The sequence below is a fragment of the Paenibacillus sp. OSY-SE genome, assembly GCF_000283315.1.
Taxonomy (GTDB): domain Bacteria; phylum Bacillota; class Bacilli; order Paenibacillales; family Paenibacillaceae; genus Paenibacillus_B; species Paenibacillus_B profundus.
On the sequence record NZ_ALKF01000204.1, the window covers coordinates 128,869 to 154,999 of the forward strand.

The following is a 26,131-nucleotide window of genomic DNA, read 5'->3' on the forward strand; positions in this document are numbered from 1 at the left end:
GGCTTTTTGAACAATTGCTACAAGAATGATAAAGGGGTGATAGTGGTGTTAAAGCCAAATGATACCGTAACAAATGCTTTGCTGCCAACCTATGCGCGCTTCCCGATGACGCTCGTCAAGGGAGAGGGAAGCCGATTGTGGGATGACCAAGGCAACATGTATTTGGACTTTATGAGCGGCATTGCCGTCACGAATCTGGGGCATGCGCCGGAACGGGTCAAGGCGCGAGTGCAGCAGCAGCTGGATACACTGTGGCATGTGTCGAACCTATTCCGCATTCCGCAGCAGGAGCAGGCAGCCGAGCTGCTGACGGCAAATACGTGCGCAGATGCGGTCTTCTTCTGCAACAGCGGCGCGGAGGCGAACGAGGCAGCTATTAAGCTGGCCCGCCGTTACCATGCGAAGGTGGCGCAGTCCAGACGCAGCGAAATCATCACCTTCGAGCAGTCGTTCCACGGCCGCACGCTGGCGACGCTGACGGCAACGGGGCAGGATAAGGTGAAGGACGGCTTTGCGCCGCTGCCTGCTGGATTCCGGTCCGTGCCGTTCAACGATATCGCGGCGCTGAAGGATGCCGTGAACGAGCAGACGGCGGCCATCATGCTGGAAATCGTGCAAGGCGAGGGCGGCGTGCTGCCGATTAAAGCGGCGTTCGCGGCAGAAGTCGCGCAGCTCTGCGAAGCGAATGGCATCCTGCTTATCGTGGACGAGGTGCAGACGGGCATGGGCCGCACTGGGGCGCTGTTCGCGCATGAGCATTACGGCTTGAAGCCGGACATTTTCACGGTGGCCAAAGGGCTCGGCAGCGGCTTCCCCGTAGGAGCGATGCTGGCACAGGAGCATCTGCGCGAAGCGTTCGGTCCGGGAAGCCACGGCTCGACATTCGGCGGCAACCCGCTGGCGATGTCGGCGGTGCTCGGCACATTGGAGACGATGCTGGAAGACAAGGTCGCGGTGCGTGCGGCGGAAAAAGGGACCTATCTGTTGAACGCGCTGCGCGTGAAGCTGAGCGATGTGCCCGGTGTCAAGGATATTCGCGGAATTGGACTTCTGATTGGCATCGAGTGTCATGAGCCGGTGAGCGACCTCATTACGGAAGCGCAGGGAGCCGGACTGCTGTTCATCAGTGCCGGACCGAACGTCATCCGCTTGCTGCCGAACTTGCTTGTGACCGAGGAAGATATGGATGAAGCCGTCGATATCATTCACACGGTTTTGGCGAAGCGATCTGCTGCTGTAGCCTCGTTCTCATAGATATCAGGCCGGACCTTAAACTATCGGACATCATTCGAAGCTTCACCTAAATAGATACTCAAGCTTGAACAACCCCGGAGGTGGGATTATGACGACAACACAAACTAAGATTAATTTGCGCGGGCGCGACTTTATCGCGTTGGCTGACTATACGACAGAAGAAATCCAATATTTGCTTGACTACGCCATTGAACTGAAACGGAAGCAGAAGGCGGGCGAGACCTATCAACCGCTGAAGGGCAAGACGTTGGGAATGATTTTTGAAAAATCATCCACCCGTACTCGCGTTTCGTTCGAAGTGGGCATGTACCAGCTCGGAGGGCACGCTCTGTTCCTCAGCAAGAATGACCTCCAGCTTGGTCGCGGCGAAACGGTATGGGATACGGCGCAGACGATGTCGCGCTACTTGGACGGCATTATGATTCGGACGTACGCGCATCGCACGGTCATCGATTTGGCACGCGGCGCGACGATTCCGGTCATTAACGGTTTGACGGATATGAATCATCCGTGTCAAGCGTTGGCCGATTACCAGACCGTGCTCGAGAAGAAGGGCAAGCTGCAAGGGCTGAAGCTCGCTTATATCGGAGACGGCAACAATATGGCACACTCGCTCATGCTGGGCGCAAGCAAGCTTGGCGTGAACATTGCGGTCGCTTCACCGGAAGGATATACGCCCGATGAGGGTATTGTGAAGCAATGCAAGGAGCAGGCCGGAGCATTCGGTTCCGATGTTCTCGTGACGCAGGATCCGAAGGAAGCGATCGCGGATGCTGATGTCGTATACACGGATGTCTGGGCGAGCATGGGTTTCGAATCGGAGCAGCAGCTGCGCGAGATGGCATTCCGCCATTTCCAGGTGAACGAGGAGCTGACGCGCTATGCGAAGCCGGATTACCTCTTTTTGCACTGCTTGCCTGCGCACCGTGGCGAGGAAGTGAGCGAAGGCGTCATCGATGGCAAGCATTCCGTTATTTTCGACCAAGCAGAGAATCGACTGCATGCGCAGAAGGCGATTATGGCCGCGCTGATGGGTTAACAGGGATGAGATATGAATCTAGCAGGATGAGAATTGCGATCAGCGAACGGGGGAAATACGATGGCGAAGAACAAGATTGTGCTGGCCTACTCGGGCGGGCTTGATACATCGGTCATTTTAACATGGCTCAAAGAAACATATGATGCGGAAATCATCACCTTCACAGCGGATATCGGTCAGAAAGAAGAGTTGGACGGCTTGGAGGAAAAGGCGATTGCGACCGGTGCCTCTAAAGTATATATTGATGATTTGCGTGACGAATTTGCGCGCGATTTCATCTATCCGATGTTCCAGGCGGGGGCGCTTTACGAGGGGCAATATTTGCTCGGTACGAGCATCGCGCGTCCGCTTATCGCGAAGCGCATGGTTGACATTGCCCGCAAAGAAGGGGCGATCGCGATTGCCCATGGCGCCACTGGCAAGGGCAACGACCAAGTTCGCTTCGAATTGACGGCGGCATCGCTTGCGCCGGATATTCAAGTGATCGCGCCGTGGCGTTCGGAGGAATTCCGTGCGCAGTTCCCGGGCCGCGCGGAAATGATCGCCTATGCCGAGAAGCATGGCATTCCGGTGCAGGCTTCCGCCGCGAAATCTTATTCGATGGACCGCAATTTGCTGCACATCAGCTTCGAGAGCGGAGTGCTAGAAGACCCATGGTTCGATGCCAGCGCAGATGCGAGCAAGGATATGTATGTGCTGAGCGTATCGCCGGAGGATGCCCCGAACGAGGCGGAAATGGTGGAGCTTGCGTTCGAGCAGGGCGATTGCGTTGCCATCAACGGCGAGCAGATGTCGCCGCTGCAGGTGATGGAGACGTTGAACGAGCTTGGCGGCAAGCACGGCATCGGCCGCATCGACATGGTGGAGAACCGCTTCGTCGGCATGAAGAGCCGCGGCGTGTATGAGACACCGGGCGGCACGATCTTGTTCACGGCTCACCGCAAGATGGAATCGTTGACGATGGACCGCGAGGTCATGCACCTGCGCGATTCGCTCATTCCGCAGTACAGCTCGATTGTGTACAACGGCTTCTGGTTCGCGCCGGAGCGCCTTGCCATTCAAGCGCTCGTCGCCGAGAGCCAGAAGCATGTGACGGGTACAGTGCGTCTCAAGCTGTACAAAGGCAACATCATTGGAGCGGGTGTACAGAGTCCGCTTAGCTTATACAATCCGGATATCGCCACGATGGAGGCAGATCCATCGCAAGCGTATGATCAGAATGACGCCACCGGCTTCATCCATCTGCACGCGCTGCGCCTGAAGGTAGCTTCCGGCGTTCACGGCACGAGCGTTCATGGAGCGAAGCTGGAGCAAGTGAAAGTGGAAGTGTAACGGAAAGACATACAGACATGCGCGGGAGGCGATTCCTTAAGCGACAATCCCAATCCCGCCGCCTTCATTGGAAGGCAGCCGGACGCGCATGGTGAGGAGGAAACGACGTGAGCAAATTGTGGGGCGGCCGGTTCACGAAGCAGACGGACCAGTTGGTGGAGCAGTATACGGCGTCCATCACTTTTGATAAAGAGATGGCGGAAGAAGACATTCAAGGCAGCCTTGCCCACGTGACGATGTTAGGCAAGTGCGGCATTTTGCCGCAGGATGATGTCGAAACGATCAAAGAAGGCTTGCATCAGGTGATGAATCGGATCCAGAGCGGGGACATGAATTATTCCGTCTCCGATGAAGATATCCATATGAATATCGAGAAGACACTGATCGACCTGATCGGTCCGGTCGGGGGCAAGCTCCATACGGGCCGCAGCCGCAACGATCAGGTGGCGACCGACATGCACTTGTATTTGCGCAAGCGGGTCGTCACGTTCGCCGGCTTGCTGGTACAGCTGCAGGAAGCGCTTTTGAAGCAGGCAAAGGCCAATCTGGATACGATTGTGCCTGGCTATACGCATTTGCAGCGGGCGCAGCCGATTCTGTTCGCCCATCATCTGATGGCGTATGTGTCCATGTTCGAGCGGGACATCGAGCGTCTGACGGACAGCTACAAGCGCATCAATACGCTGCCGCTTGGCGCAGGAGCTCTCGCGGGCACGACCTTCGCCATCGACCGCCATTTCGTGGCGGAAGAGCTTGGCTTCGAGCGGGTCTACGAGAACAGCTTGGATGCGGTGAGCGACCGGGATTTCATTGTGGAATTCCTGTCGAATGCCTCGCTCATCATGATGCACTTGTCCCGCTTGTGCGAGGAGCTGGTACTCTGGTCGAGCACCGAGTTCCAATTTATCGAGCTAGACGATGCATTCTGCACCGGTTCGAGCATTATGCCGCAGAAGAAAAACCCGGACGTGGCGGAGCTCGTCCGCGGCAAAACCGGACGCGTGTACGGCCATCTCGTCGGCATGCTGACCGTGCTGAAGGCGCTCCCGCTTGCCTACAATAAAGATATGCAGGAAGACAAGGAAGGCATGCTCGATACAGTGGAGACGCTGGATGGCGCATTGCGTCTGTTCGCCCCGATGGTAGAGACAATGAAAGTGAACCGCGACCGGATGCGTCAAGCGGTGCGTCAAGACTTCTCCAATGCGACGGACATTGCGGACTTCCTCGTGAACAAGGGCATGCCGTTCCGTCAGGCGCACGAGGTCATTGGCAAGACAGTTCTCTATTGCATCGAGCAGAACAAATACTTGCTCGACCTGTCGCTAGACGAGTTCCAGCAGTTCTCTCCGCTGTTCGACGAAGTCATTTACGAGGTGCTTCAGCCCGAAAATGTCGTCAATGCGCGCAACGTCTTCGGCGGAACCGCCTCGGTTCAAGTGGAAGCGGCTATTCACCGGGCGGAACAGGCGATGGTGCAGTCGAACGCATGGCTGAAAGAGAAGGCAGCAGCGAATTCGCTGAAATAAAGCTCGTTCCCAGTAGAGCGGTTGAATCGAAACCTGCTGCACGAAAAAGAGCATGCGCGTTAATAGCGTCCTGTGAGGCGCTGACGCGTTTGCTCTTTTTGTATTCCGCACTTTTCACAATTCCATCATTTGCCTACATATGTAAACTTGTGTATAATTGACGAAAGTGCTTGCGCTTTTACCCAATTTCATAAGGAGGGATGTCCATGCCTCAACCGAAGTACGTCACCGACATCGACAAGATTACTCAGTTGCCCGAGACGGAAAGGAAACGGCTTAAGGAGATCACAGAGAAATTTGTATTCCGCGTCAACGATTATTATTTGAACTTAATTGATTGGAACGACCCCGATGACCCGATACGGAAGCTGGTTATACCGAATACGGGCGAGCTTCAAGAGTACGGTCGCTGGGATGCCTCAGACGAGGACACGAACTACGTCGTTCCCGGCTGCCAGCACAAGTATGGCACGACCGCACTGCTTATCGTGTCAGAAGTATGCGGCGCCTACTGCCGATACTGCTTCCGCAAACGCTTATTCCGCAACGATGTCAAAGAAGCGATGTCCGATGTGAATCCGGGCCTAGCTTACATTGCCGAACACCCCGAAATCAACAATGTCCTGTTAACCGGTGGAGACAGCTTAATTCTTGCCACCCCCAAGCTGCGCATGATTTTTGAACGCTTACGTGCCATTCCACATGTGAAGGTTATTCGCCTAGGCTCCAAGCTGCCTGTATTTAATCCGATGCGCATCTATGAAGACGAGCAATTGCTAGAGACGATTCGGGAATTTTCTACCCCTGATAACCGCATTTATGTTATGGCGCATATCAATCATCCCAGAGAGATTACTCCGGAAGCCAAGCGTGGCTTCGAGGCGCTCCATCAAGCGGGCGCGATCGTCGTCAACCAGACGCCGGTGCTGCGCGGAATTAACGACAATGCCGACGTGCTCGGCGAACTGCTCGATAAGCTGTCCTGGGCTGGCGTGACCCCCTATTATTTCTTTATTAACCGTCCGGTGGCGGGAAACAGCGAGTTCGTGTTGCCTCTTCAAGACGTATACCGTCTCGTGGAGGAAGCGAAGTCCAAGACGTCTGGACTAGGTAAAAGAGTGCGGTTATCCATGAGCCACACGTCGGGCAAGATTGAAATCTTGGCGATAGAGGACGGGAAAGCGTATCTGAAGTATCACCAATCCCGTGATGGGAATTACGGCAAGTTCATGGTGCTCGACTGCCCCGCTGATGCCGCCTGGTTCGACGATATGCCGGGCAATGAGCAGTATTGGACGCCACCGCAAAAAAAATCGGAGGACATCGTTTCAGTGAACGCGCTTCCTGATATGCCACAGCGGCGAACGAGGAGGGATGCGTAATGCAACGTTCTGTACCGCCGGTAAGCCAAGCGGCAGCACCTAACGCCTCCCCGGAGCAAGGCTCGGAAGAAGAGGCGCCCCCCATTATTAATGCAGACGGGGTATTTCAAGAAATGCAGCGCAACGCTGTAGAATACCTTCGTCTGCAATTTACCGACATGTTCGGTGCCATGAAGCAGCTCATCGTGCATCGTGACGAGGCAAAAGCGGCTTTGGAGGGAAAAGTGTTGTTTGACGGTTCATCGGTCAAAGGGTACGGCGGCGTAGATCGCTCTGATCTCGCCTTGCATCCGGATCCAACTTCATTCCATGTGGAGACGTGGCACGTGAAGGCCACACGCATTGCGTCGGTATATTGCGATGTACGGACCGTAGACGGAGATCGTGCGCCGGGGTGTACACGCAGCATGCTCCGTAAAGTGATAAGTGAAGCGAATCAGATGGGCTATTCTTATCATATCGGCGTAGAGGGCGAATTTTTCCTCTATCCGCTGGATGAACAAGGTGTACCGATGCCGGAGACGCATGACCAGGGAGGTTATTTCGACCCTTTTCCCCTGGATCGCGGAGAAGAAGCGAAGCTGGAACTGCTGCAAGAGATGAGGAAGCAGGGCTTTCAATTGGAAGCCTCGCATCACGAAGTGGCTCCCGGTCAACACGAGATTAACTTCCGCTTTGGCGAAGCGCTCATGATTGCTGACCGTTGGCAGACGTTCAAGCAGCTGACGAAGCAAGTGGCGATACGCAATGGGCTGCATGCGACCTTTATGCCGAAGCCGATGAGCGGTCATAATGGCAACGCGCTGCATTGCAATCAATCGTTGCAGCAGAAGGGGCGCGGCAACGCGTTCCATGACCCGGAGTCGCGGACTGAACTTAGCGATACGGCTTTGCATTTTGTCGCCGGCTTGCTGAACCATGCGAAGGGGATGGCTGCAATTTCGAATCCGATCGTCAATTCTTACAAGCGGCTGCTACCGGGATATGAAGCGCCGACGCACATCACATGGTCGGGCAGCAATCGCACCGCTCTAATCCGCATTCCAGCGGCACGCGGTGCCGGGACGCGGGTGGAATATCGTCCGCCGGATCCAACGGCCAATCCGTATCTGCTGTTCGCCATCATGCTGAAGTCAGGCTTGGAAGGCATTCGGAATCGGGAAGCTCCGCCGGAGGAAGCGAAGGGCGACCTTCACGCACTGGCAGAGCAAGACCGTTCCAATTGGGCTGCATATCCACGCGATCTGTACGAAGCGCTGCAGCATATGGAGCAAGATGCGCTTGTCCGGGATGTGATGGGCAAGGAAGCGATGCAAGAGTATGTCTCGGAAAAATACCGGGAGTACGACAGTTATGCGGCGGAAGTGCACGATTGGGAGATGACGACGTATTTCCGCAGCTTTTGAGCACGAGGACGGCGTAGGGCGTGACCCACAAGAGGATGGCGTTTCAGCCATTCTCTTGTTTTTAACTCGCATCTGACCAACTGAAAGAAATGCGGTGAAATTATGTGCTTTTCAGTTTGCGCTGCAGGATGTAATATATCTGTAAAGCCGTGTGCATACAGCTTCAGCGGCGTTGTCGAATATACTAGGAGATAGGGGCGGGTGATCCAATGGAATTTCCGTCTCGTCAAGATTTCGAACTGCTGTCCAAGGAGCAGCGAATCGAGACGATTAAAGCATTGCGCCTTCATTATCGCATTGTCGAGATGGCGCACAATTTCGGATTCAACAATTCATCTTCCTACTATGCGTGGCTAAAAAAACAAGACATCTATGAAGAGCTGTGCGGCAAAAGAGAGCTGCATAAGGCCGAACTGCCAACGCCAGAACGAACCATGGAAAAGTATCAGCAGGAGCGAGCAATGGACATGTACCGACAAGAGAGATTTATGGACATGCATCGGAACGAGAAGACTGTGGAATCCGGTCCGCAAGCACAGGTGAACGCCAGTGCCGATACCGTCAGCTTCAAGTATAACCTCTCGTTGAATGGTTCCGACGCCGCCAATCTTCTTCGGAAAATTGCAGCCTACATCGAAGATGATGCCCAGCTCTTTACGGTAGAAGTGGCAGTCACCAGAAATTCTGCAAAGCACGACGAATAAATGCCGATTGGTTCAACGTCGGCAGCGAAAAGCCCTTCGGATTATTGGCCGTTCATGGCCGTAATATCGCAGGGCTTTTTGCGTTGCGCGGACAGGACTCGATATCGTAGAGTTTTTTGCATTACGCGGACACGATACCATGTCGCAGCATGTTTTTGCATTTTAGCTTGTCCTAGTATCCGGTTATGCAGCTGATGTGCAAGTCCCGCTGAGCGCCTTTGTTTCACTCTCCCCGCGACTCAGGGATTCAAAACAGGTATGAGCAGTTAAGCGTTCATTCAATTATTTTGGTAAAAGACAATGTCTGTGAGGAGTATGCAATGAGCCGAGCGTATACTATCTTTCCAATACTTCGTATTCCGATTTAAGCATGCCGTAATACACTAAATCCTCGAAGCGATCCCATTTCAGGACGTGCTCGCGGAACATTCCTTCCTGCTTCATACCGAGCTTTTCAATCACTTTGGCTGAGGCCGGATTGCTGGCCATTGACGCAGCCCACATTTTGTGGAGCTCCAAGGACCCGAAGCCGAATGCCATAACACGCCGTGCCGCCTCCGTAGCAAAGCCCTGCCCCCAGTATGGCTTTCCAACAAAATAGGCCAATTCCCCCCGCCGATGATGGCTGGCGATGTTGATGCCCATGCACCCCATTAACGAATCATTGTCTTTGTGGATAATGGCAAACGCATAACCGCTGCCCAGTCGGGCCGCCTCTTGTCTGGATTCAATCCAGTCGGCGGCGCCATCTGGATAGGGATGGGGAATGGATAGTGTGGTCTTCGCAATATCAATATGTCCGGCCAATTGCTGCACGTGATGGGCATCGCGAAGCTCGAACGGCCGCCTTTCCGTTTCCAGAACAGGCTGCATAGGAACACCCCTTATCAATATATTTCTAAAAATATAGTACAAGGTTCGGAAAAAGCAAGGGGTTATTCTTATGGTTACTGGAAATCAGGTCCGTTGACGCCATCCTCCAAAATCGGGCCTTGCTCTTGCTTAGGATTGGCCGGCGGGTCCGAAGTTCCCGTGTTGACGGCAACGAGCGTCGGCTGCGGTCTATACGTATCCACTGCGATACGCTGGCGTTCGACTTGTTTGCCGTTCATGAGCTTAATGCGGTACGATTCGACGACATATCCCTTCTTGCCCCGCTGCAACGTTTCGTGCCCGCCGACCGGCAGATCCGCATTTTTCACATATTTAATCGCAGGCTCCAACACCTTCACCGTCTTGGTCTCCATTTTGTAAGACACATTTGAATCCATCGTGCCGAAAAATTTAATCGAGAGACGATTATTTTCAGCAGTGGTACGGATGAGCAGATGCTTGCCGGTCGTATTTTTAAATTTGAAATTAATATATCCTTGCGAGAAGGTTGCATCGAGTCCAATCGGTAAATACGATACCGGCAGGGAATGATTGCGCCGTTCGACAATTTCAAGTCCGGTGCGCAGCACAGCGTTGTATAGCGTGCTCGACACTTGGCAGATGCCGCCCCCGATTCCCGGAACGAGCTTGCCGTTATAAATGACGGGAGCTTCCTTGAAGCCGTACTTCTTCTCCGTTTCCGCGATAACTTTGTCGTAGTCGAACACGTCTCCTGGCTTCAACACCATGTCGTCAATCGTCTTCGCCGCTGACATGACGTTGTGCGTCCGCCCGTCTTCCGCTTGCACGAAGCTCGTCGAGAACTCGACGATTTTCCGTTCAATGCCTTCTGCCTTTAATGATGCCATCGTCACCGGCGGCTCGCTCACGACAAGCGGAACTTCAATCGCAATCGTTTGCCCTTCATGCCAAGTATGCGGGATAGCAGCTCGTATAAGCTGTTCCATCTGCATGCGATCAATGCGATATACCGTTTTCTCAGGCGTATACTGAACCTGATCGCCATCTGCAATTTTCCGCACGGCATTGACGGGTTTCCCGAACGACTTCGTTTCCCACCCTGGCGTCAAGCGTTCCTTCCATACATTTTCCTTCCAGTGAAAGCGAAGCGTCCATTCCTTAGGGAATTTCCATCTGGCTTTGATACGATCTAGGAGAGAGCCTTCCTGTAGTCGCTGCAATGCGATCAGGATTTCGCCGGCGTCGTATTGAACCCCGAGTTCAGATAGTGTCGTCTTGACTGGGTCCACGCCAGAGCTCCCAAATGTAAAAATGAACGGAGTACGTTCCAGCTGTTGGATACGCTCGCTCAGCTCCTGACGGAATCCTTCAATAGATTGTCCACTGACATCCCATGATGAAATTCGTACCTGAGGCGGTATCGTAGCCTGTGAGGCGTAGCTATGCCCCCATCCCCACAGTGCGGTAACGGCTAACAGAAGCGAGGCGAGGATGATAAACAGTGCATGTATTTTTTTCAAAGCAATGCCTCCTGCATTAAAAAAGTGAAAAATCAATCTTTTTTCACTATATGCGCGGGGTTAGGCAAACTTTACTTGGAAAGCGATCGGGATGCTCACCGGGGTGGACAAGACGGCTTTTTCACCCTTGATTTTGTATTCATAAACTATACTTATCTGCTGTGTTTTTTTAAAAACTCAACTGTTTTCCCTAACGTTTGTTCAGCATGCGGGGAAGTAAAATCAAATTGATACTCATGTCCTAATTCGGGATTGGTCCCGTCAAATAAAACACTTTCCACCTCCACATTATTCTTTGTTAGAACATCTATCAGATCTGCTGAATGTGGCGCCAGAGGATCGACATCCCCAACTGTCAAAAAGGTAGGAGGGTAATCAGGTGTTATCTGTTTGACCGTAGACATCTCATCCAATCTAGAGAAAGAGGCGAAATCCTTTACTCCTGTATATGACCAAAATACCGTCTGAATCCCAATCTTCAGTATTGCAGACGACGGAGGATTAATCATTCTATCCATGTTAAAAACTCCACAGTATAAAAGAACTCCTTTTAGCTGTTTTTTATCGATGTGAGGGTGAATATCCATAGACTTTGCTAGTTCTTCATTAGATATAACCGCAACGGTTTGACTGGCGATTTGTGCACCCGCCGAATCGCCTCCAATGAACAATCGATTCATATCGCCTCCATATCGCGCCATATTGTCCTGCAAGTATTTCAGCGCTTGATTGGCTTGAATGATTGGACCAGGATATTTCTGCCCCGGCGCAATGGCGTAGTTAATATTTGCCACTACATATCCCTCGTTCGCTAGTGCCATTCCATATTCTTGCGTTTGTTCTTTACTGCCTGATACAAACCCACCTCCATGTATCCACATGATAACAGGGAGATCCTTGGCAGCATTCTTCGGATAATAGACATCTAAAAGGCTATTCTCTATTCCGTGCTTATCATACACAATATCTTTTTCGACATTAACTTGTTTTATTATGGTTTCAATGTTTTGAGGCGATGCAAAGGGTTTTGCTTCGAAAAGTTGTTTGATTAGTAATGCGTTGATCGCAGGCGTAAACTGACCAATTATGAATATGAGCAATATAGGAATAACAAGGATAGAGATAACAGAGATAGGAATCATCCATCGTTTTTTCTGATAAAACCTTTTCTTTTTTTTCATTCGAATCAACCTTTCCTTTCTAGTTGTTACTACTACTATTTAGTTTGTTAGTTGATCCCGCTAATGCAAGTATTGAGATTGTAACATAACTAGAATGACCATTAAAAATCGTAATAAACCTGAAGGATTCATTTATGGTTCGATCGACATTTTCCGTAATATGACCATGTCGAACTTGGTGCAGAGAGTAAAAAGATGTTGAAATTCGCTTTCTTTTAAAGGAATTGTTGAGCGGGTGTCGAATATATAGAGGCTAATCTTTAAAACATAGGGTGTGATAATTTGATAGAAATGCAAGATGTATGGAAGACGTATCAGGATGGCTCGCATGCTTTGCGCGGGATATCTGTATGTATCGAAAAGGATGAATTCGTTTATTTGGTTGGTCCCTCGGGAGCGGGGAAGTCGACCTTTATGAAAATAATCTATAGAGAAGAAGTTCCGACCAAGGGGCAAATTTTCGTCAGCGGGTTTAATATCGGCAAGCTGAAGCATCGCAAAATTCCGTTTGTCCGACGCAATATCGGGGTGGTGTTCCAAGATTTCCGGCTGCTGCCGAAGCTGACGGCATATGAGAATGTAGCTTTTGCAATGGAGGTCATCGAGGCGCCGAAGAAGGTCATTAAGCGCCGCGTACCGGAAGTGCTTGAACTGGTAGGTCTGAAGCATAAGGCAACGAGTCTCCCGGCTCAACTGTCGGGCGGGGAACAACAGCGGATCGCGATTGCCCGAGCAATCGTGAACAATCCATCTGTCATCGTAGCGGATGAGCCGACGGGGAACTTGGACCCGGAGACATCGTGGGGAATTATGAAGCTGCTGGAGGAAATCAATTTTCGCGGCACGACCATCGTCATGGCGACGCATAACAAAGATATCGTGAACTCGATGCGCAAACGCGTCATCGCTATTGAGCATGGTCATATCGTTCGAGATGAAGCGCGGGGGGAATACGGCTATGATTTTTAACAACTTGGCCCGCCACTTCAGAGAGGGAAGCAAGAGTGTTTTTCGCAACGGCTGGATGTCATTCGCTTCCGTCATTTCTATCGTCATCTCTTTGTTCATTCTCGGCGTGTTCATGTTCTTATCTATTAATGTGAACACCATTACGAACCAAATAGACAATCAGGTGCAAATTCGTGTGTTTATGAAGCTGGATACTACAGAGGAACAGAGACAGCTGGTGGAGACGGACATTGGCAACATGTCCGAAGTGAGCAAGGTCATTCCCGTGCCCAAAGAAGAAGGCATGAAGCTGCTGCAGGAAAGCTTGGGCGAAGATGGCAAGGATCTGTTGAGCGGCTATACGAAGGAAACGAATCCGCTGCCGGATTCATTTACGGTAGAGGTGTACGAGCCGACGGCGATCGCTATGGTAGCGAAGAAGATTAATGCCATTAATGAGACGAACAGCGCGAAGCCAATCTGGAAAGTGCAATACGGCAAGGGCACGGTAGAATCGCTCTTTAAAGTTACGCAGACAGTACGCAACTTTGGGTTAATCGTCGTAGCAGGCTTGGCGGTTACGGCCATGTTCCTCATTTCGAACACAATTAAAGTAACGATTATGGCGCGGCAGCGCGAGATAAGCATTATGAAGCTGGTAGGGGCGACGAATATGTTTATCCGCGGACCGTTTTTTATAGAAGGAGCGCTCTTGGGCATTCTCGGTTCGGCCGTTACACTCGGACTGTTGTTCTACGGATATCAGCAATTGATCACGCATTTCGAGTTCGGTTTATTAATGATTAAGCTGGTCCCGCTGCAGGACGTATGGCTTCTTATCGGCGGCACCTTGCTTGGCTTGGGAATTGTCATCGGCATGTGGGGAAGCACGATCTCCATCCGTAAATTTTTGAAAGTCTAAGTTCGAGGAGGAGCCGGATTGAAACCAAAGTACGGGAAAAAAAGATGGATAGCACTGTTTGCAAGCTTTGCAATTCTTTTCTCGATGGTGCCGCCATCCACTGGACAAGCGTCCGAATTGGATAAGGTTAATAAGGAACTGAAGCAGCTGCAGAGCGAGATGCGCGCAGCGGAGCTGAAGCAGCAGGAAGCAAAATCGACGAAGGCAGAAGCGCAGAAGATGGTCGTCAAGACCACTAAGGATATGAATGTGCTGCTGGGCGAAATCGATAAGAAAGCAAATGAGATGGTTTCCGTCGCCACGCAAATCGATACGTCGGAATCGAACCTGGAAACTACGGCGCATGAGCTTCAAGAGGTTAACCACCGTATTGAAGACCGGGGGAAGCTGCTCGATACACGCGTGAGGCTTATGTATACGAACGGATTCGTATCCTACATAGATGTTTTGTTCAGTGCTACGAGCTTCTCCGATTTCCTCGATCGAATCGATTCTTTGCAATCAATTGCGGCGCAGGATAAGGAAATATTGGCCGAGCATAAGCGTGATAAGCAGCTCGTCGTACAGAAGAAGCAGGAAATCGAGACGGAATTGAAGCGGGTCAAGCTGTTATATGCCAAGCTGGACAGCGCCAAGAAAGACCTGATGTTGAAGGAAAAAGAAAAAGAAGTCATGATTGCGAGCTACAATGAACAGATTGATGAATCGGATGAGGCGAGCGAGGAGCAGGAACGCTTGCTGATGGAATTCGCGCAGAAGCGCGCGGATTTAATCCGGAAGAAGAATAGCTTGAACAAGCCGAAGCCAACACAGAAGAGTCCGCAGCGAGTATATACGTATACTGGCGGTAAGCTCGGGGTGCCGCTCGCTGCCGATTATTACATTTCATCGAAATTTGGTTCCCGTACAGATCCGATTAATGGCAAAAGCGGCGCGTTCCATAGCGGTATCGACATGGCCGTAGCGGGTGGAACGCCGATTTATGCCGCAGAAAACGGAGCCGTCATACTGGCAGAATGGTGGAGTGGCTACGGAAACTGTGTTATTATTGACCATGGGAACGGGCTTTGGTCTTTATACGGTCATATCAAGAACGGTGGAATCAAGGTTAAGAAGGGCGATACGGTCAAGCGTGGTGACAAAATCGCGGAAGTCGGGGCGACTGGGCGCGCCACAGGCAATCACCTTCATTTTGAAGTTCGCTTGAACGGCGAACGTGTTGACCCAGAGGATTATTTAAAATAATTGCGGAATATTTGACATATAATAGTGAGTGTCACGTGGAAACGGCTGTGCCGTCCTCGTCTGAGGGCGTACGGTTTCTGCGTGATGAATCAGCACCTGCATGATGTGAAAGCAATATTTTCTGATTCCATTTGCACCAAGATGCTTTATAAGGTACCGGTTGTATAAACCGAAGGTTGAATGGCCCCGAGCTTATGCATACGGACAAGACGAAGGCGGTGATTTATATGTCGTTCAAAGGGCGTACCGTCGCTCTGCTTGTGGGAGCGGCGATGCTGGTAAGCAGCGCGTTAACGCTGACCGCTGTGGATTTGCCGATATTTGCAAGCGGAGGACAAGCTGCCGCGACGGGCAGTGGCCTATCGACGCAAGAAATGCAGAAGCTTAATTCAGCAATGGGAATTATCGAGAACAAGTTCTTTACGCCGGTCGATCGCGAGAAGCTGGTTAACGGTGCCGTACATGGCATGATTTCTTCCCTCGGAGATCCTTACTCTACGTTCATGGAGAAAGAGGAAGCGGAGCAGTTCAATCACAGTATTGAAGGCGCCTTTACCGGAATTGGCGCGGAAGTTACGATGGAGAATGGCGAAGTGACGGTGGTGTCGCCGATTAAAGGATCTCCAGCTGAGAAGGCGGGGGTTATGCCGAAGGACGTCCTGCTGTCGGTGAATGGCGAGAGTCTGGAAGGCAAGAACTTGAACGAGGCCGTAGCGAAAATTCGCGGCCCAAAAGGATCGAAGGCGAAGATTACAATTAAGCGCGCCGGCCAATCCAAGCCGATGGAGCTTGTCGTCGTGCGGGACGAAGTGGATATGGAGACGGTCTATCCGAAGATGCTGGAAGACAAAATCGGCTATATCGAGATTCGCCAGTTCTCTCTGAACACATTCGAGCGATTTAAAGAGGAACTGGAGAAGCTGGAGAAGCAGGGCATGAAGGGACTCGTCATTGATGTGCGCAACAACCCGGGCGGGGTGCTGGATATCGTGCAGAAGATGACGGAGTTGTTCGTGCCGAAGGGCAAACCGATCGTCCAGATTGAAAATCGCAACAAAGAGCGCGATCGTTACAATTCCCAAGGCGCAGCTGGAGTGAAATCTTATCCAGTGACGGTGCTAACGAATAAAGGCAGCGCCAGCGCTTCAGAGATTATGGCCAGTGCGCTCAAGGAATCGGCAGGCGCTAAGCTGGTCGGTGAGCATACGTTCGGTAAAGGCACAGTTCAGACGAGCTACGATTCCGGTGATGGCGGATTGATTAAGATTACGATTGCCAAATGGCTGACGCCAAACGGCAACTGGATTCACCAGAAGGGCATCGAACCGGATATTTCGGTGCAGCAGCCTGATTTCTATTACGTGGCTCCGATTACTAAAGATACGACGCTGAAGTTCGACATGAATGATGCGGACGTGAAAAACGTTCAAATTATGCTGGATGGCCTCGGCTATAAGCCTGGACGCAAGGACGGCTACTTCTCGAAGGAGACGGAAACGGCGATCAAGGCATTCCAGCGCGATCACAAGCTGGGGGTCACCGGCTCGGTGGACGCTAAGACAGGTGAACAACTGGAGCAAGCGATTATGAAGGCAATGCGTGATCCGAAGAACGATGCGCAATTGCATAAAGCGGTAGACACATTGCAGAAGGAAATTCGGTAAAGTCTGTCGAATACAAGGAAGGTCGCAAGCTTCGGCTTGTACCTTCCTTTTTTTATTTCCTTGTTGCATAGTGCTGGAACATAACGTTGATATACATGAGAGTAAGACAGGTTGGGTTGTGGAAAGGAGCGGGTGAAGTGGACCTCCTAGCGGAAATCGGTGTTCATTTGGCAGAAGGATTGCTGCAATGGCTGCTGTCGCCATTTTATTGGTTGGCAATCATCCTCATTGCGATGTACTATCGGAGACAGGTGACGCTGGAACGAAGGCTGTTCTCCGTCAAGATGCATAGTTGGGCGGAGCAAACATGGCATGCGTGGCTTGGTGGTCTCGCAGCGGGCCTCATCGTATCGGCGGCCGCCATCGGGCTCGGAATTACCGTAACCCGCGAGGTTGTTATTGCGCTGTGGATTGTCGCTTTGCTGCTGCTGCTTGTGCGTGTGCGTTTCTTATGTCTCGCTTATTCTGCCAGCGTGCTTGCCTTGCTGCAGTTCGGATTGCGCGTATTTGCGCCAGACTGGACGGTGGACGGATGGGGCGGAACGATGATCGCAGCGATCCGTGACATGGATGCGGCTGGCCTGCTGGTGCTCGTTGCGCTGCTGCATGCCGCGGAAGCTTGGCTCATTCGCAAGCAAGCAGCAAGGATGGCCGGGCCGCTGTTCATGGAGAGCAAGCGCGGCCGCATCGTCGGCGCGTATCAGATGCAGAGCCTCTGGCCGGTGCCGCTCATGCTGCTCTTTCCGACAGCGACAGCGGGAACGCCGCTGCCTTGGACGCCGCTCTTCGGCGGTGATATCTGGCTGCAGGGCTGGACGCTTATTGCATTTCCAGTCATGATCGGCTTCTCCGAGCTGACGTTCACACGCTTGCCGCAAGAGAAGGCGGCGGTCAGCGCTTCGCGCCTGTTCGCATACGCGGCGGTGCTGCTCGCGCTCGGCTTGGCAGCGACATGGTGGTCGCCGCTCGTGCCGGTTGCTGCTATCGCCGCGCTCGTGCTTCACGAAGCGCTCATCTGGTACAGCCGCCGCGAGGAAAGTGAACGCAGCCCTGTCTTCACACAGGATGCGCGCGGTCTGCGCGTGCTGGCGGTACTGCCGGGCAGCCCGGCGCAGGAGCTCGGCATCCGCATCGGCGAGGTCATCGCGAAGGCAAATGGCATTTCCGTGCGAACGAAGGAACAGCTGCATCAGGCGCTGCGGTCAAATGCGGCATTTTGCAAGCTTGAAGTGTACGATGCGAACGGAGAAGTCCGCTTCCTGCAGCGTGCGCTGTATGCGGGAGAGCATCATCAGCTGGGCGTGCTGCTGGCACCGGACAATAGCGTCAGCTTTGTTGCAGTAACGAGGCAGCCTTCCTTTTTCGCGCTGCTCGCTGCACCATGGGCGAAGCTGAAGCAGGGGTTCGGCCCGAAGCAAGATGAGCAAGGAATATCCATAGGGAACGATAGGGCGGATAAACATGAAGAAGCTCACCGGCCGACTGCAACGACGGACACCTCGATATAAATGAAAAAAGCTCACATCCAACGCAGGATGTGAGCTTTTTATATCAAAATATAGATAATTGCTGTGAATTGTGGATAACTGATTGCGAAACAGTCTGAATTGTCCAGAAGTTGTTAACAAACTGTTGATATATCAGTGCATAACGTGGATAACTCTGTTAACATTGTGCATAAACTGTGTATTTCCAGACATTATGTGATTGATAGGACTGATGGCGTAATAATCTGAATTACTGCACCATATTGCGTAGAACGATAATTTCGACTCTTCGGTTCTGCTGGCGGTGCTCTTCCGTTTTGTTATCCACAACGGGGCGGGTTTCACCATATCCGGCAATTTGGAACTGTTCAGGATCCAGCTTCTTCTCGTCCACTAGGAAACGAAGCACAGACAACGCGCGTGCTGCGGACAATTCCCAGTTGTCCTTGTATCGTCCGCCTGGCGCGAAGGCAAGATTATCTGTATGCCCTTCAATACTGATGGTCGTATTCAGCTGTGGGAACAAGCTGGCGAGCTTGTCCATCGTCGGCATTGCTTTCTGCTTCAGATCGGCCCGGCTCAAGTCGAACAGCAGCTTGTCGCTCATACGGATTGCAATCCCTTTCGGAATATCCGACACTTCAATTTGCTCACCGAGCTTGTTGTCATCCACATATTGCTGAATGACGTTCATGAAGTTTTTCAATTCCTCTTCCTGCTTGCGAAATGCTAAATCTTTGTTCGTTATCGTTCCAATCGCAACTGCATGCTCTTCCTTCATGTCACCCGAACCACCGTCTTGAGCGGTGTCGAGGGCGCCGGTCTCTCCGGTCTTCAGATAACCGCCGTCCAGGATGCCAGACCCCTTCGGCAGGGCGGAATCGGCATTGCGGAAGGAGAGTTGAAGCGTCTCGGAAAGTGATTCATACTTATCCGCATCCACTTGGCTCATGGCGTACATGATGACGAAAAATATCATGAGCAGCGTAATCAAGTCGGCATAGGTGATAAGCCAGCGCTCGTGACTCTCTGTCTTGGCGGCGCCCTTTCTATTTCTGCGTCTCATGAATCATCCCTCGCTTTGCGTCCGGAACCATCTTCAGCGGTTGTAACGAATCTTCGGCGAGCAGGAACGAGCCAAGCTTTTTGCGCACAATTTGCGGGTTCTCTCCCGCCTGGACAGACAATATGCCGTACTCCATCATTTCCATTAAGCGAATTTCTCCCTCGCTGCGCGATTTGATCTTGCTCGCGATCGGAAGATAGATGACATTGGCCGTTGCGACCCCGTACAGAGTAGCCGTGAAAGCGACTGCAATGGAAGGACCGAGCGCTGAAGGATCGGAGAGATTGCTAAGCACGTGAATCAGCCCCATGACCGTTCCGATAATTCCCATAGTAGGCGCATAGCCGCCGGCAGCTTCGAATATTTTGGCATAGCCGTCATGCTTCTCTTCGACGCCATCCATTTCAAGCTCAAGCATCTGCTTGATTAGCTCTGGATCTGTGCCGTCCACCACCATCATCATGCCATCGCGCAAGTATCCGTTCTCATGCTTCTGCGCATGGCTCTCCAAGGCCAGAACTCCTTCACGGCGGGCAATATTGCTCATCGCCACGATGTCGTCAATCAGCTTCTGCGCGTCTGTCGGGTTGCGCTGGAAAGCCATTTTGAGTGCGCTTGGGATGTTGCGCAGACGTTTGCCCGGAAAGCTGACGACAACCGCTGCAATCGTGCCCCCAAATACGATGAGTGCGGCGGTCTTCTCCCATAAACCGCTGATCTGGCCTCCTTCCCACAAAAAGCCGCCGATTAATGCGGCTAATCCTGCGATAATGCCAATTACCGTCGTTTTATCCATAAGTTAATCCTCTCCCGTTAAACATACATTTCCCATTTGCATCCAATCCATGAAAGGAGTATAATGAAAAGGGAACAAACATTCCTATTTTGAACGTATTAAGGACTTGGGCTAGACAGGAGCGCAACCGTCCTTATCCACGTATAAAAAGAACTGAAGAAGCGGTCATTTTGGATGGCGCATCCGCTTCTCTAATTTTTGCGCTGTCTCCTATTTTTATCGGGTGAAGATTGGGTAAAGTTTAGGGAGGGATCCACCCCGTCATGTTTTGCATGCGTTTTGAGTCGGGGGACCTAGATGAATGAATACCCTTCAGGTGAAATCAGGATTAAGGAACCATTCGCAAGATGGTAATAATAGAAGTAAGAACTGAATACGGAAAGTGCGGTGAAGTGATGGCAGATTTGGAAATCAGCACGAAGACGTTCGAGCTAGAATCGGAATTTGCGCCTCAAGGAGATCAGCCCCAAGCTATTGAACAGTTGGTAGAGGGTGTGTATCAAGGAAAGAAGGTTCAGACTCTGCTCGGTGCCACGGGAACAGGGAAGACGTTTACGATTGCCCAGATGATTGCCCGTGTGAACCGGCCGACGCTCGTTATTGCGCATAACAAGACGCTCGCGGCGCAGTTATGCAGCGAGTTCAAAGAGTTTTTCCCGAATAACTCGGTAGATTACTTTGTAAGTTATTACGATTATTATCAGCCGGAGGCGTACATTCCCTCTTCGGATACGTATATCGAGAAGGACTCGAGCATCAATGAAGAGATTGATAAGCTGCGCCACTCTGCGACGAGTTCGCTGTTCGAGCGGCGGGACGTCATTATCGTAGCGAGTGTATCCTGCATATATGGCTTGGGTTCTCCGATTGAATACGGAAATCTTGTGTTATCTCTACGTACCGGAATGGAGAAGCCGCGCAACGTCATATTGTCGAAGCTGGTAGACATTCAGTATCAGCGCAATGATATGAACTTTGTCCGCGGGACGTTCCGCGTGCGCGGGGATGTTGTAGAAATCTTCCCGGCCTCGAAGAGTGAGCATGCGGTGCGCATCGAGCTATTCGGGGACGAGATTGAGCGCATTACGGAAATTGATGTATTAACGGGAGAAATTATCGGTGAACGCGACCATATCGCTATCTTTCCGGCTTCTCACTTTGTTACGGCTGAAGAGACGATGAAGGTGGCGCTCGTTAATATCGAGCGTGAATTGGAAGAACGGCTGGAAGTGCTGCGTGATCAGGGCAAGCTGCTGGAGGCGCAGCGTCTAGAACAGCGGACGCGGTATGATATCGAGATGATGCAGGAGATGGGCTTCTGTTCCGGGATCGAGAACTACTCGGGTCCGCTAACGTTCCGGGAACCCGGAGCGACTCCGTATACGCTGCTTGATTATTTCCCAGATGATTTCCTGATTGTCGTTGACGAGTCGCATGTAACACTGCCGCAGATTCGCGGGATGTACAACGGAGACCGCGCCCGGAAGGAAGTGCTCGTGGAGCATGGCTTCCGTCTGCCGTCTGCGCTGGATAACCGGCCGCTTAAGTTCGAGGAATTCGAACAGAAGATGGGTCAATCCATTTTTGTATCGGCAACGCCAGGACCATACGAAATAGAGCACTGTCCGGAAATGATCGAACAGATTATTCGTCCGACTGGACTGCTTGACCCTGTCATTGAGGTGCGTCCGACGAAAGGACAGATCGATGACCTGATCGAGCAGATCCGCATTCGCTTGGCGAAGGATGAACGGGTGCTCGTGACGACGCTGACGAAGAAGATGTCAGAGGACTTAACCGATTACTTGAAGGAAATCGGTATTAAAGTACGCTATCTGCACTCTGATATTAAGACGCTGGAGCGCATGATGCTGCTTCGCGATCTGCGCCTGGGCGTATTCGATGTGCTGATAGGCATTAACCTGCTGCGGGAAGGATTGGACTTGCCGGAGGTGTCGTTAGTTGCGATACTGGATGCCGACAAGGAAGGCTTCTTGCGTTCGGACCGATCGCTCATTCAGACGATCGGACGTGCGGCGCGCAACTCGGATGGATACGTCATTATGTATGCTGATAAGATGACCGACTCTATGACGAAGGCTATTAAGGAGACGGAACGCCGCCGCAGCATACAGATTGCGCACAATGAGAAGCACGGCATTACGCCGCAGACGATTCGCAAGAAAATTCGCGACGTCATTGAAGCGACGAAGACAGCTGAATCGAAGGGTGAGTATGATATTGGCAAGTCCGTGGAGAAGCTGTCTAAGAAAGACCGCCAATCACTGATTCAGCGTTTGGAGAAAGAAATGAAAGATGCAGCCAAGAACTTGCAGTTCGAACGCGCGGCCGAGCTGCGTGACGCTCTGCTTGAACTACGGGCGATGGAATAACAATTCGGAAGGCTTCATGAGGTTCGAGTGAACCCGAAAAGCAGGAGGGTAACCCATTGGCGAGTGAACATATAGTGATTAAAGGGGCGCGTGCCCATAATCTGAAAAATATAGATGTGACGATTCCTCGTGATAAGTTCGTCGTTCTGACGGGCTTAAGCGGCTCGGGAAAATCGTCTTTAGCGTTTGATACCATTTATGCGGAAGGCCAACGGCGTTACGTGGAGTCGCTCTCTGCCTACGCACGCCAATTTCTAGGACAGATGGAGAAGCCGGACGTCGATTCGATAGACGGCTTATCTCCAGCCATTTCGATCGACCAGAAGACGACAAGCCGCAACCCGCGTTCCACCGTTGGAACAGTCACGGAAATTTACGATTACTTGCGCTTGCTGTTCGCCCGCATCGGGCATCCACATTGCCCGGAGCACGGGATTGAGATTACGTCGCAGACGGTCGAGCAGATGGTGGACCGCATCATGTCTTATCCAGAACGGACCAAGCTGCAGCTCTTGGCGCCAGTCATCTCCGGACGCAAAGGCGAGCATAAGACGGTGCTCGCCGACATCCAGAAGCAGGGCTTCGTGCGCGTACGCGTAGATGGCGAGATTCGCGAAGTATCGGAGAGCATTGAGCTCGACAAGAACCGCAAACATAGCATCGAAGTCGTCGTTGACCGGATCGTCGTCAAGGATGATGTTCAAGCTCGCTTGGCCGATTCGATCGAGACGGCGCTGCAGATGTCAGGCGGCAAGCTGCTCGTCGATATTATCGGCGAAGAAGAACTCATATTCAGCTCGAATCTGGCTTGTCCGACTTGCGGCTTCAGCATGGATGAATTATCTCCGCGGATGTTCTCGTTCAATAGTCCGTTCGGCGCTTGTCCGGAATGCGACGGACTTGGCATGAAGATGATTGTCGATCCCGAGATGTTGATTCCTAATCAGGAGAAAACCATTGATGACGGAGCGTTCGAAGCATGGGCCGGGAGCACTTCGAACTACTATCCGCAGTTCCTGAAGTCGGTCTGCGACCATTACGGCATTCCGACCGATATTCCGATAGCGCAGCTCGAGCCGGATCAGATGACGAAGCTGCTGCATGGCACGGGCAGCGAGAAGGTGAAGTTCCGTTACGAGAATGATTTCGGACATTCGAAGGAAGCTCACGTTGTGTTCGAAGGCGTAATTCACAACCTGGAACGTCGCTATCGTGAGACGGCCTCGGAAGGCATCCGCGAGTACATCGAAGGGTTTATGAGCGCGAAGCCGTGTAGCGTATGCAAAGGTCATCGCTTGCGCAAGGAAATATTGGCGGTGACCGTGAATGATAAGAACATGGCCTATGTCACATCGCTGTCGATCGGGGAAGCACAGCGTTTCTTCTCTGGTCTGGAGCTGAGCGAGAAGGAGCAGATGATTGCCAATCTCATCTTGAAAGAGATTAATTCGCGCCTCGGATTTCTCGTGAATGTCGGACTTGAATATTTGACGCTGAACCGTGCGGCAGGAACGCTGTCCGGCGGCGAGGCACAGCGGATTCGTCTCGCGACGCAGATTGGGTCCAGCTTGATGGGCGTATTGTATATATTGGACGAGCCAAGCATTGGACTGCATCAACGCGATAACGACCGCCTCATTGAGACGTTGGAGCATATGCGCAATCTGGGCAATACGCTGATTGTCGTAGAGCACGACGAGGATACGATGCTTGCGGCTGACTATATTATTGATATCGGTCCGGGAGCCGGAATACATGGCGGCAAGGTCGTTGCTGAAGGCACGCCGAAGGAAATTATGGCGGATCAGGCATCGCTCACCGGCCAATACTTAAGCGGGCGCAAGTTCATTCCGGTTCCGCTGGAGCGCCGGGCGTTGGACGGAAGATGGATCGAAGTGCGCGGAGCCAAGGAGAATAATTTGCGTGGCGTCAATGCGAAAATTCCACTTGGCGTATTCACGGCAGTCACGGGCGTCTCTGGATCGGGGAAATCGACACTGGTGAACGAGATTCTGTACAAGACATTGGCGCGCGATCTGAACAGAGCCAAGGTTCGTCCAGGTGAGCACCGTGAAATTCGCGGGTTAGAGCATATCGATAAAGTAATCGAAATTGACCAATCGCCTATAGGGCGGACACCGCGTTCCAACCCGGCCACCTATACCGGCGTGTTCGATGATATTCGCGATCTGTTCGCACAGACGAATGAAGCGAAGATTCGCGGCTACAAGAAGGGCCGGTTCAGCTTCAATGTGAAGGGCGGCCGCTGTGAGGCTTGTCGCGGAGACGGGATTATTAAGATTGAGATGCACTTCCTGCCGGATGTATATGTGCCGTGCGAGATATGCAAGGGCAAACGATACAATCGTGAAACGCTGGAAGTGAAGTATAAAGGCAAGAACATTGCCGATGTGCTTGAAATGACGGTAGAAGATGGAGTAGAGTTCTTCCAGAACGTGCCGCGCATTCACCGCAAGGTGCAGACGATCTTGGATGTCGGCCTTGGCTATATGAAGCTTGGCCAGCCGGCGACGACGTTGTCCGGCGGCGAGGCGCAGCGGGTGAAGCTCGCAGCTGAGCTGTACCGCCGCAGCACTGGCAAGACGTTCTATATTTTGGACGAGCCGACGACCGGTCTGCACGTAGCTGACATCGACCGCTTGCTGCAGGTGCTGCACCGCCTCGTTGACTCCGGTGAGAGCGTGCTCGTCATCGAGCATAATCTCGATGTCATCAAGACGGCGGACTATATCATCGATTTAGGTCCGGAAGGCGGCAACGGCGGTGGAACGCTCGTTGCCCAAGGCACGCCGGAAGACGTCGTGAAGGTAGATGCCTCTTACACCGGACGCTACTTGAAGCCTGTCCTTGAACGCGACCGCGAGCGGACAGAGAAGTCGCTCGTCGCAGCAACAAAGGACGCGTAACATGCAATTGAGCACAACTTGACGATGAACCGTCGTCTGCCGAGTGGGCAGGCGACGGTTTTTTGCTGATGGGATTATACTTTCATTGATTTTTCATCATGAACGAAATGTTCCGCTCGTGTCATGGCGCGTTCAGACTGACGGTGCTCTGCTTCATCGCCCCCTTTGCTTCATTCTCCCCATCCTTCAGGAGGCGCCACGACCAAGGACGACTCTGGTTATCTGCCATCATGAGCGGCCGCGTTATGGCAAGGTATATTCAAATTGGCATGTATCTCATCCACGTCTTCATCCTTCCTGACGGTATGGGAGAATGGACATAAGGACCATTTGCCGAGTAGTCCGACAACCTATTCTCGTTTGAAAAGGAAAGGGGGCTGCCATTCTGAACGAAGGGGAGAAGAACCTTTCAGACCGTCCATTTACGAATGCATCTCTCAACGCTTGGCTTGCTCCAACAATTGTGCGAAGTCGATCTTTC

The 26,131-nt window shown here is 52.1% G+C and carries 19 protein-coding genes; 14 read left to right on the plus strand and 5 right to left on the minus strand.

Going from position 1 to position 26,131, the window contains the following annotated elements; genetic code table 11:
* The first annotated feature begins 45 nt into the window (after nucleotides 1–45).
* From A372_RS0130505 to A372_RS0130535, 7 genes are all read left to right on the plus strand, one after another.
* Entirely contained in the window at nucleotides 46–1,254 is a 1,209-nt protein-coding gene (locus A372_RS0130505; protein WP_272943487.1) for an acetylornithine transaminase, read from the plus strand.
* Between the two features lie 88 nt (nucleotides 1,255–1,342).
* Nucleotides 1,343–2,293: an ornithine carbamoyltransferase gene (gene argF, locus A372_RS0130510; RefSeq protein ID WP_019424743.1), complete on the plus strand. Its 951-nt coding sequence runs from the start codon at nucleotides 1,343–1,345 to the stop codon at nucleotides 2,291–2,293.
* Nucleotides 2,294–2,353: 60 nt separating this feature from the next.
* Nucleotides 2,354–3,625 carry an argininosuccinate synthase gene (locus A372_RS0130515; protein WP_019424744.1) on the plus strand — a complete coding sequence of 424 codons (1,272 nt, stop codon included), beginning with the start codon at nucleotides 2,354–2,356 and terminating at the stop codon, nucleotides 3,623–3,625.
* A 107-nt stretch (nucleotides 3,626–3,732) separates the two neighbouring features.
* Nucleotides 3,733–5,154, plus strand: a complete 1,422-nt coding sequence (argH, locus tag A372_RS0130520; protein WP_019424745.1) for an argininosuccinate lyase — start codon at nucleotides 3,733–3,735, stop codon at nucleotides 5,152–5,154.
* A 206-nt stretch (nucleotides 5,155–5,360) separates the two neighbouring features.
* Nucleotides 5,361–6,536 carry a KamA family radical SAM protein gene (locus A372_RS0130525; protein WP_019424746.1) on the plus strand — a complete coding sequence of 392 codons (1,176 nt, stop codon included), beginning with the start codon at nucleotides 5,361–5,363 and terminating at the stop codon, nucleotides 6,534–6,536.
* Nucleotides 6,536–7,942 (plus strand): glutamine synthetase family protein, encoded by a 1,407-nt coding sequence (locus A372_RS0130530; protein ID WP_019424747.1) that lies wholly within the window; start codon nucleotides 6,536–6,538, stop codon nucleotides 7,940–7,942. The genes A372_RS0130525 and A372_RS0130530 overlap by 1 nt, the downstream gene beginning before the upstream one ends.
* Nucleotides 7,943–8,151: 209 nt before the next feature.
* Nucleotides 8,152–8,646, plus strand: coding sequence for a hypothetical protein (locus A372_RS0130535; RefSeq protein WP_019424748.1), 495 nt, complete (start codon nucleotides 8,152–8,154; stop codon nucleotides 8,644–8,646).
* 336 nt (nucleotides 8,647–8,982) lie between these two features.
* Here the strand turns inward: A372_RS0130535 and A372_RS0130540 are convergent, their stop codons facing one another.
* The 3 genes from A372_RS0130540 to A372_RS0130550 all read right to left on the minus strand — a co-directional run bounded on the left by A372_RS0130540 (nucleotide 8,983) and on the right by A372_RS0130550 (nucleotide 12,202).
* The gene (locus tag A372_RS0130540; RefSeq protein ID WP_019424749.1) at nucleotides 8,983–9,519 is read right to left on the minus strand and encodes a GNAT family N-acetyltransferase; all 537 of its coding nucleotides are present in this window, start codon (nucleotides 9,517–9,519) and stop codon (nucleotides 8,983–8,985) included.
* A gap of 74 nt (nucleotides 9,520–9,593) precedes the next feature.
* Nucleotides 9,594–11,021 carry a VanW family protein gene (locus A372_RS0130545; protein ID WP_019424750.1) on the minus strand — a complete coding sequence of 476 codons (1,428 nt, stop codon included), beginning with the start codon at nucleotides 11,019–11,021 and terminating at the stop codon, nucleotides 9,594–9,596.
* A gap of 152 nt (nucleotides 11,022–11,173) precedes the next feature.
* Nucleotides 11,174–12,202, minus strand: a complete 1,029-nt coding sequence (locus A372_RS0130550; protein WP_019424751.1) for an alpha/beta hydrolase — start codon at nucleotides 12,200–12,202, stop codon at nucleotides 11,174–11,176.
* 282 nt (nucleotides 12,203–12,484) lie between these two features.
* Here A372_RS0130550 and ftsE point away from each other — a divergent pair, with 282 nt between their 5' ends.
* From ftsE to A372_RS0130575, 5 genes are all read left to right on the plus strand, one after another.
* Entirely contained in the window at nucleotides 12,485–13,171 is a 687-nt protein-coding gene (ftsE, locus tag A372_RS0130555) for a cell division ATP-binding protein FtsE (protein ID WP_019424752.1), read from the plus strand.
* Nucleotides 13,161–14,072: a permease-like cell division protein FtsX gene (ftsX, locus tag A372_RS0130560; RefSeq protein WP_019424753.1), complete on the plus strand. Its 912-nt coding sequence runs from the start codon at nucleotides 13,161–13,163 to the stop codon at nucleotides 14,070–14,072. The genes ftsE and ftsX overlap by 11 nt, the downstream gene beginning before the upstream one ends.
* Nucleotides 14,073–14,090: 18 nt before the next feature.
* Nucleotides 14,091–15,317, plus strand: coding sequence for a peptidoglycan DD-metalloendopeptidase family protein (locus A372_RS0130565; RefSeq protein WP_019424754.1), 1,227 nt, complete (start codon nucleotides 14,091–14,093; stop codon nucleotides 15,315–15,317).
* Between the two features lie 227 nt (nucleotides 15,318–15,544).
* A complete protein-coding gene (locus A372_RS0130570; RefSeq protein WP_026011391.1) occupies nucleotides 15,545–16,981 on the plus strand; it encodes a S41 family peptidase in 1,437 nt (478 codons plus the stop codon).
* A 137-nt stretch (nucleotides 16,982–17,118) separates the two neighbouring features.
* Nucleotides 17,119–18,489 (plus strand): PDZ domain-containing protein, encoded by a 1,371-nt coding sequence (locus tag A372_RS0130575; RefSeq protein ID WP_019424756.1) that lies wholly within the window; start codon nucleotides 17,119–17,121, stop codon nucleotides 18,487–18,489.
* Between the two features lie 229 nt (nucleotides 18,490–18,718).
* Here A372_RS0130575 and A372_RS0130580 read toward each other — a convergent pair whose 3' ends face one another.
* Complete coding sequence (locus A372_RS0130580; RefSeq protein ID WP_019424757.1) at nucleotides 18,719–19,534, minus strand: OmpA/MotB family protein; 816 nt, start codon at nucleotides 19,532–19,534, stop codon at nucleotides 18,719–18,721.
* On the minus strand, nucleotides 19,518–20,330 hold the full coding sequence (locus A372_RS0130585; protein ID WP_019424758.1) for a flagellar motor protein: 813 nt from the start codon (nucleotides 20,328–20,330) through the stop codon (nucleotides 19,518–19,520). Before A372_RS0130585 ends, A372_RS0130580 begins: the two co-directional genes overlap by 17 nt.
* A gap of 395 nt (nucleotides 20,331–20,725) precedes the next feature.
* Between A372_RS0130585 and uvrB the strand changes: the two genes are divergently transcribed.
* Together uvrB and uvrA are read left to right on the plus strand one after the other, a co-directional pair.
* A complete protein-coding gene (uvrB, locus tag A372_RS0130590) occupies nucleotides 20,726–22,723 on the plus strand; it encodes an excinuclease ABC subunit UvrB (protein ID WP_026011392.1) in 1,998 nt (665 codons plus the stop codon).
* Between the two features lie 56 nt (nucleotides 22,724–22,779).
* Nucleotides 22,780–25,650 carry an excinuclease ABC subunit UvrA gene (uvrA, locus tag A372_RS0130595; protein ID WP_019424760.1) on the plus strand — a complete coding sequence of 957 codons (2,871 nt, stop codon included), beginning with the start codon at nucleotides 22,780–22,782 and terminating at the stop codon, nucleotides 25,648–25,650.
* The last annotated feature ends 481 nt before the right edge of the window (nucleotides 25,651–26,131 follow it).

What these genes read in the sequence shown, in the direction of transcription:
- argF (WP_019424743.1), top strand. Translation starts at nt 1,343, where the DNA reads ATGACGACAACACAAACTAAGATTAATTTGCGCGGGCGCGACTTTATC.
- A372_RS0130515 (WP_019424744.1), top strand. Translation starts at nt 2,354, where the DNA reads ATGGCGAAGAACAAGATTGTGCTGGCCTACTCGGGCGGGCTTGATACA.
- A372_RS0130525 (WP_019424746.1), top strand. Translation starts at nt 5,361, where the DNA reads ATGCCTCAACCGAAGTACGTCACCGACATCGACAAGATTACTCAGTTG.
- A372_RS0130530 (WP_019424747.1), top strand. Translation starts at nt 6,536, where the DNA reads ATGCAACGTTCTGTACCGCCGGTAAGCCAAGCGGCAGCACCTAACGCC.
- A372_RS0130535 (WP_019424748.1), top strand. Translation starts at nt 8,152, where the DNA reads ATGGAATTTCCGTCTCGTCAAGATTTCGAACTGCTGTCCAAGGAGCAG.
- A372_RS0130540 (WP_019424749.1), bottom strand. Translation starts at nt 9,519, where the DNA reads ATGCAGCCTGTTCTGGAAACGGAAAGGCGGCCGTTCGAGCTTCGCGAT.
- A372_RS0130550 (WP_019424751.1), bottom strand. Translation starts at nt 12,202, where the DNA reads ATGAAAAAAAAGAAAAGGTTTTATCAGAAAAAACGATGGATGATTCCT.
- ftsX (WP_019424753.1), top strand. Translation starts at nt 13,161, where the DNA reads ATGATTTTTAACAACTTGGCCCGCCACTTCAGAGAGGGAAGCAAGAGT.
- A372_RS0130570 (WP_026011391.1), top strand. Translation starts at nt 15,545, where the DNA reads ATGTCGTTCAAAGGGCGTACCGTCGCTCTGCTTGTGGGAGCGGCGATG.
- A372_RS0130580 (WP_019424757.1), bottom strand. Translation starts at nt 19,534, where the DNA reads ATGAGACGCAGAAATAGAAAGGGCGCCGCCAAGACAGAGAGTCACGAG.
- A372_RS0130585 (WP_019424758.1), bottom strand. Translation starts at nt 20,330, where the DNA reads ATGGATAAAACGACGGTAATTGGCATTATCGCAGGATTAGCCGCATTA.
- uvrB (WP_026011392.1), top strand. Translation starts at nt 20,726, where the DNA reads ATGGCAGATTTGGAAATCAGCACGAAGACGTTCGAGCTAGAATCGGAA.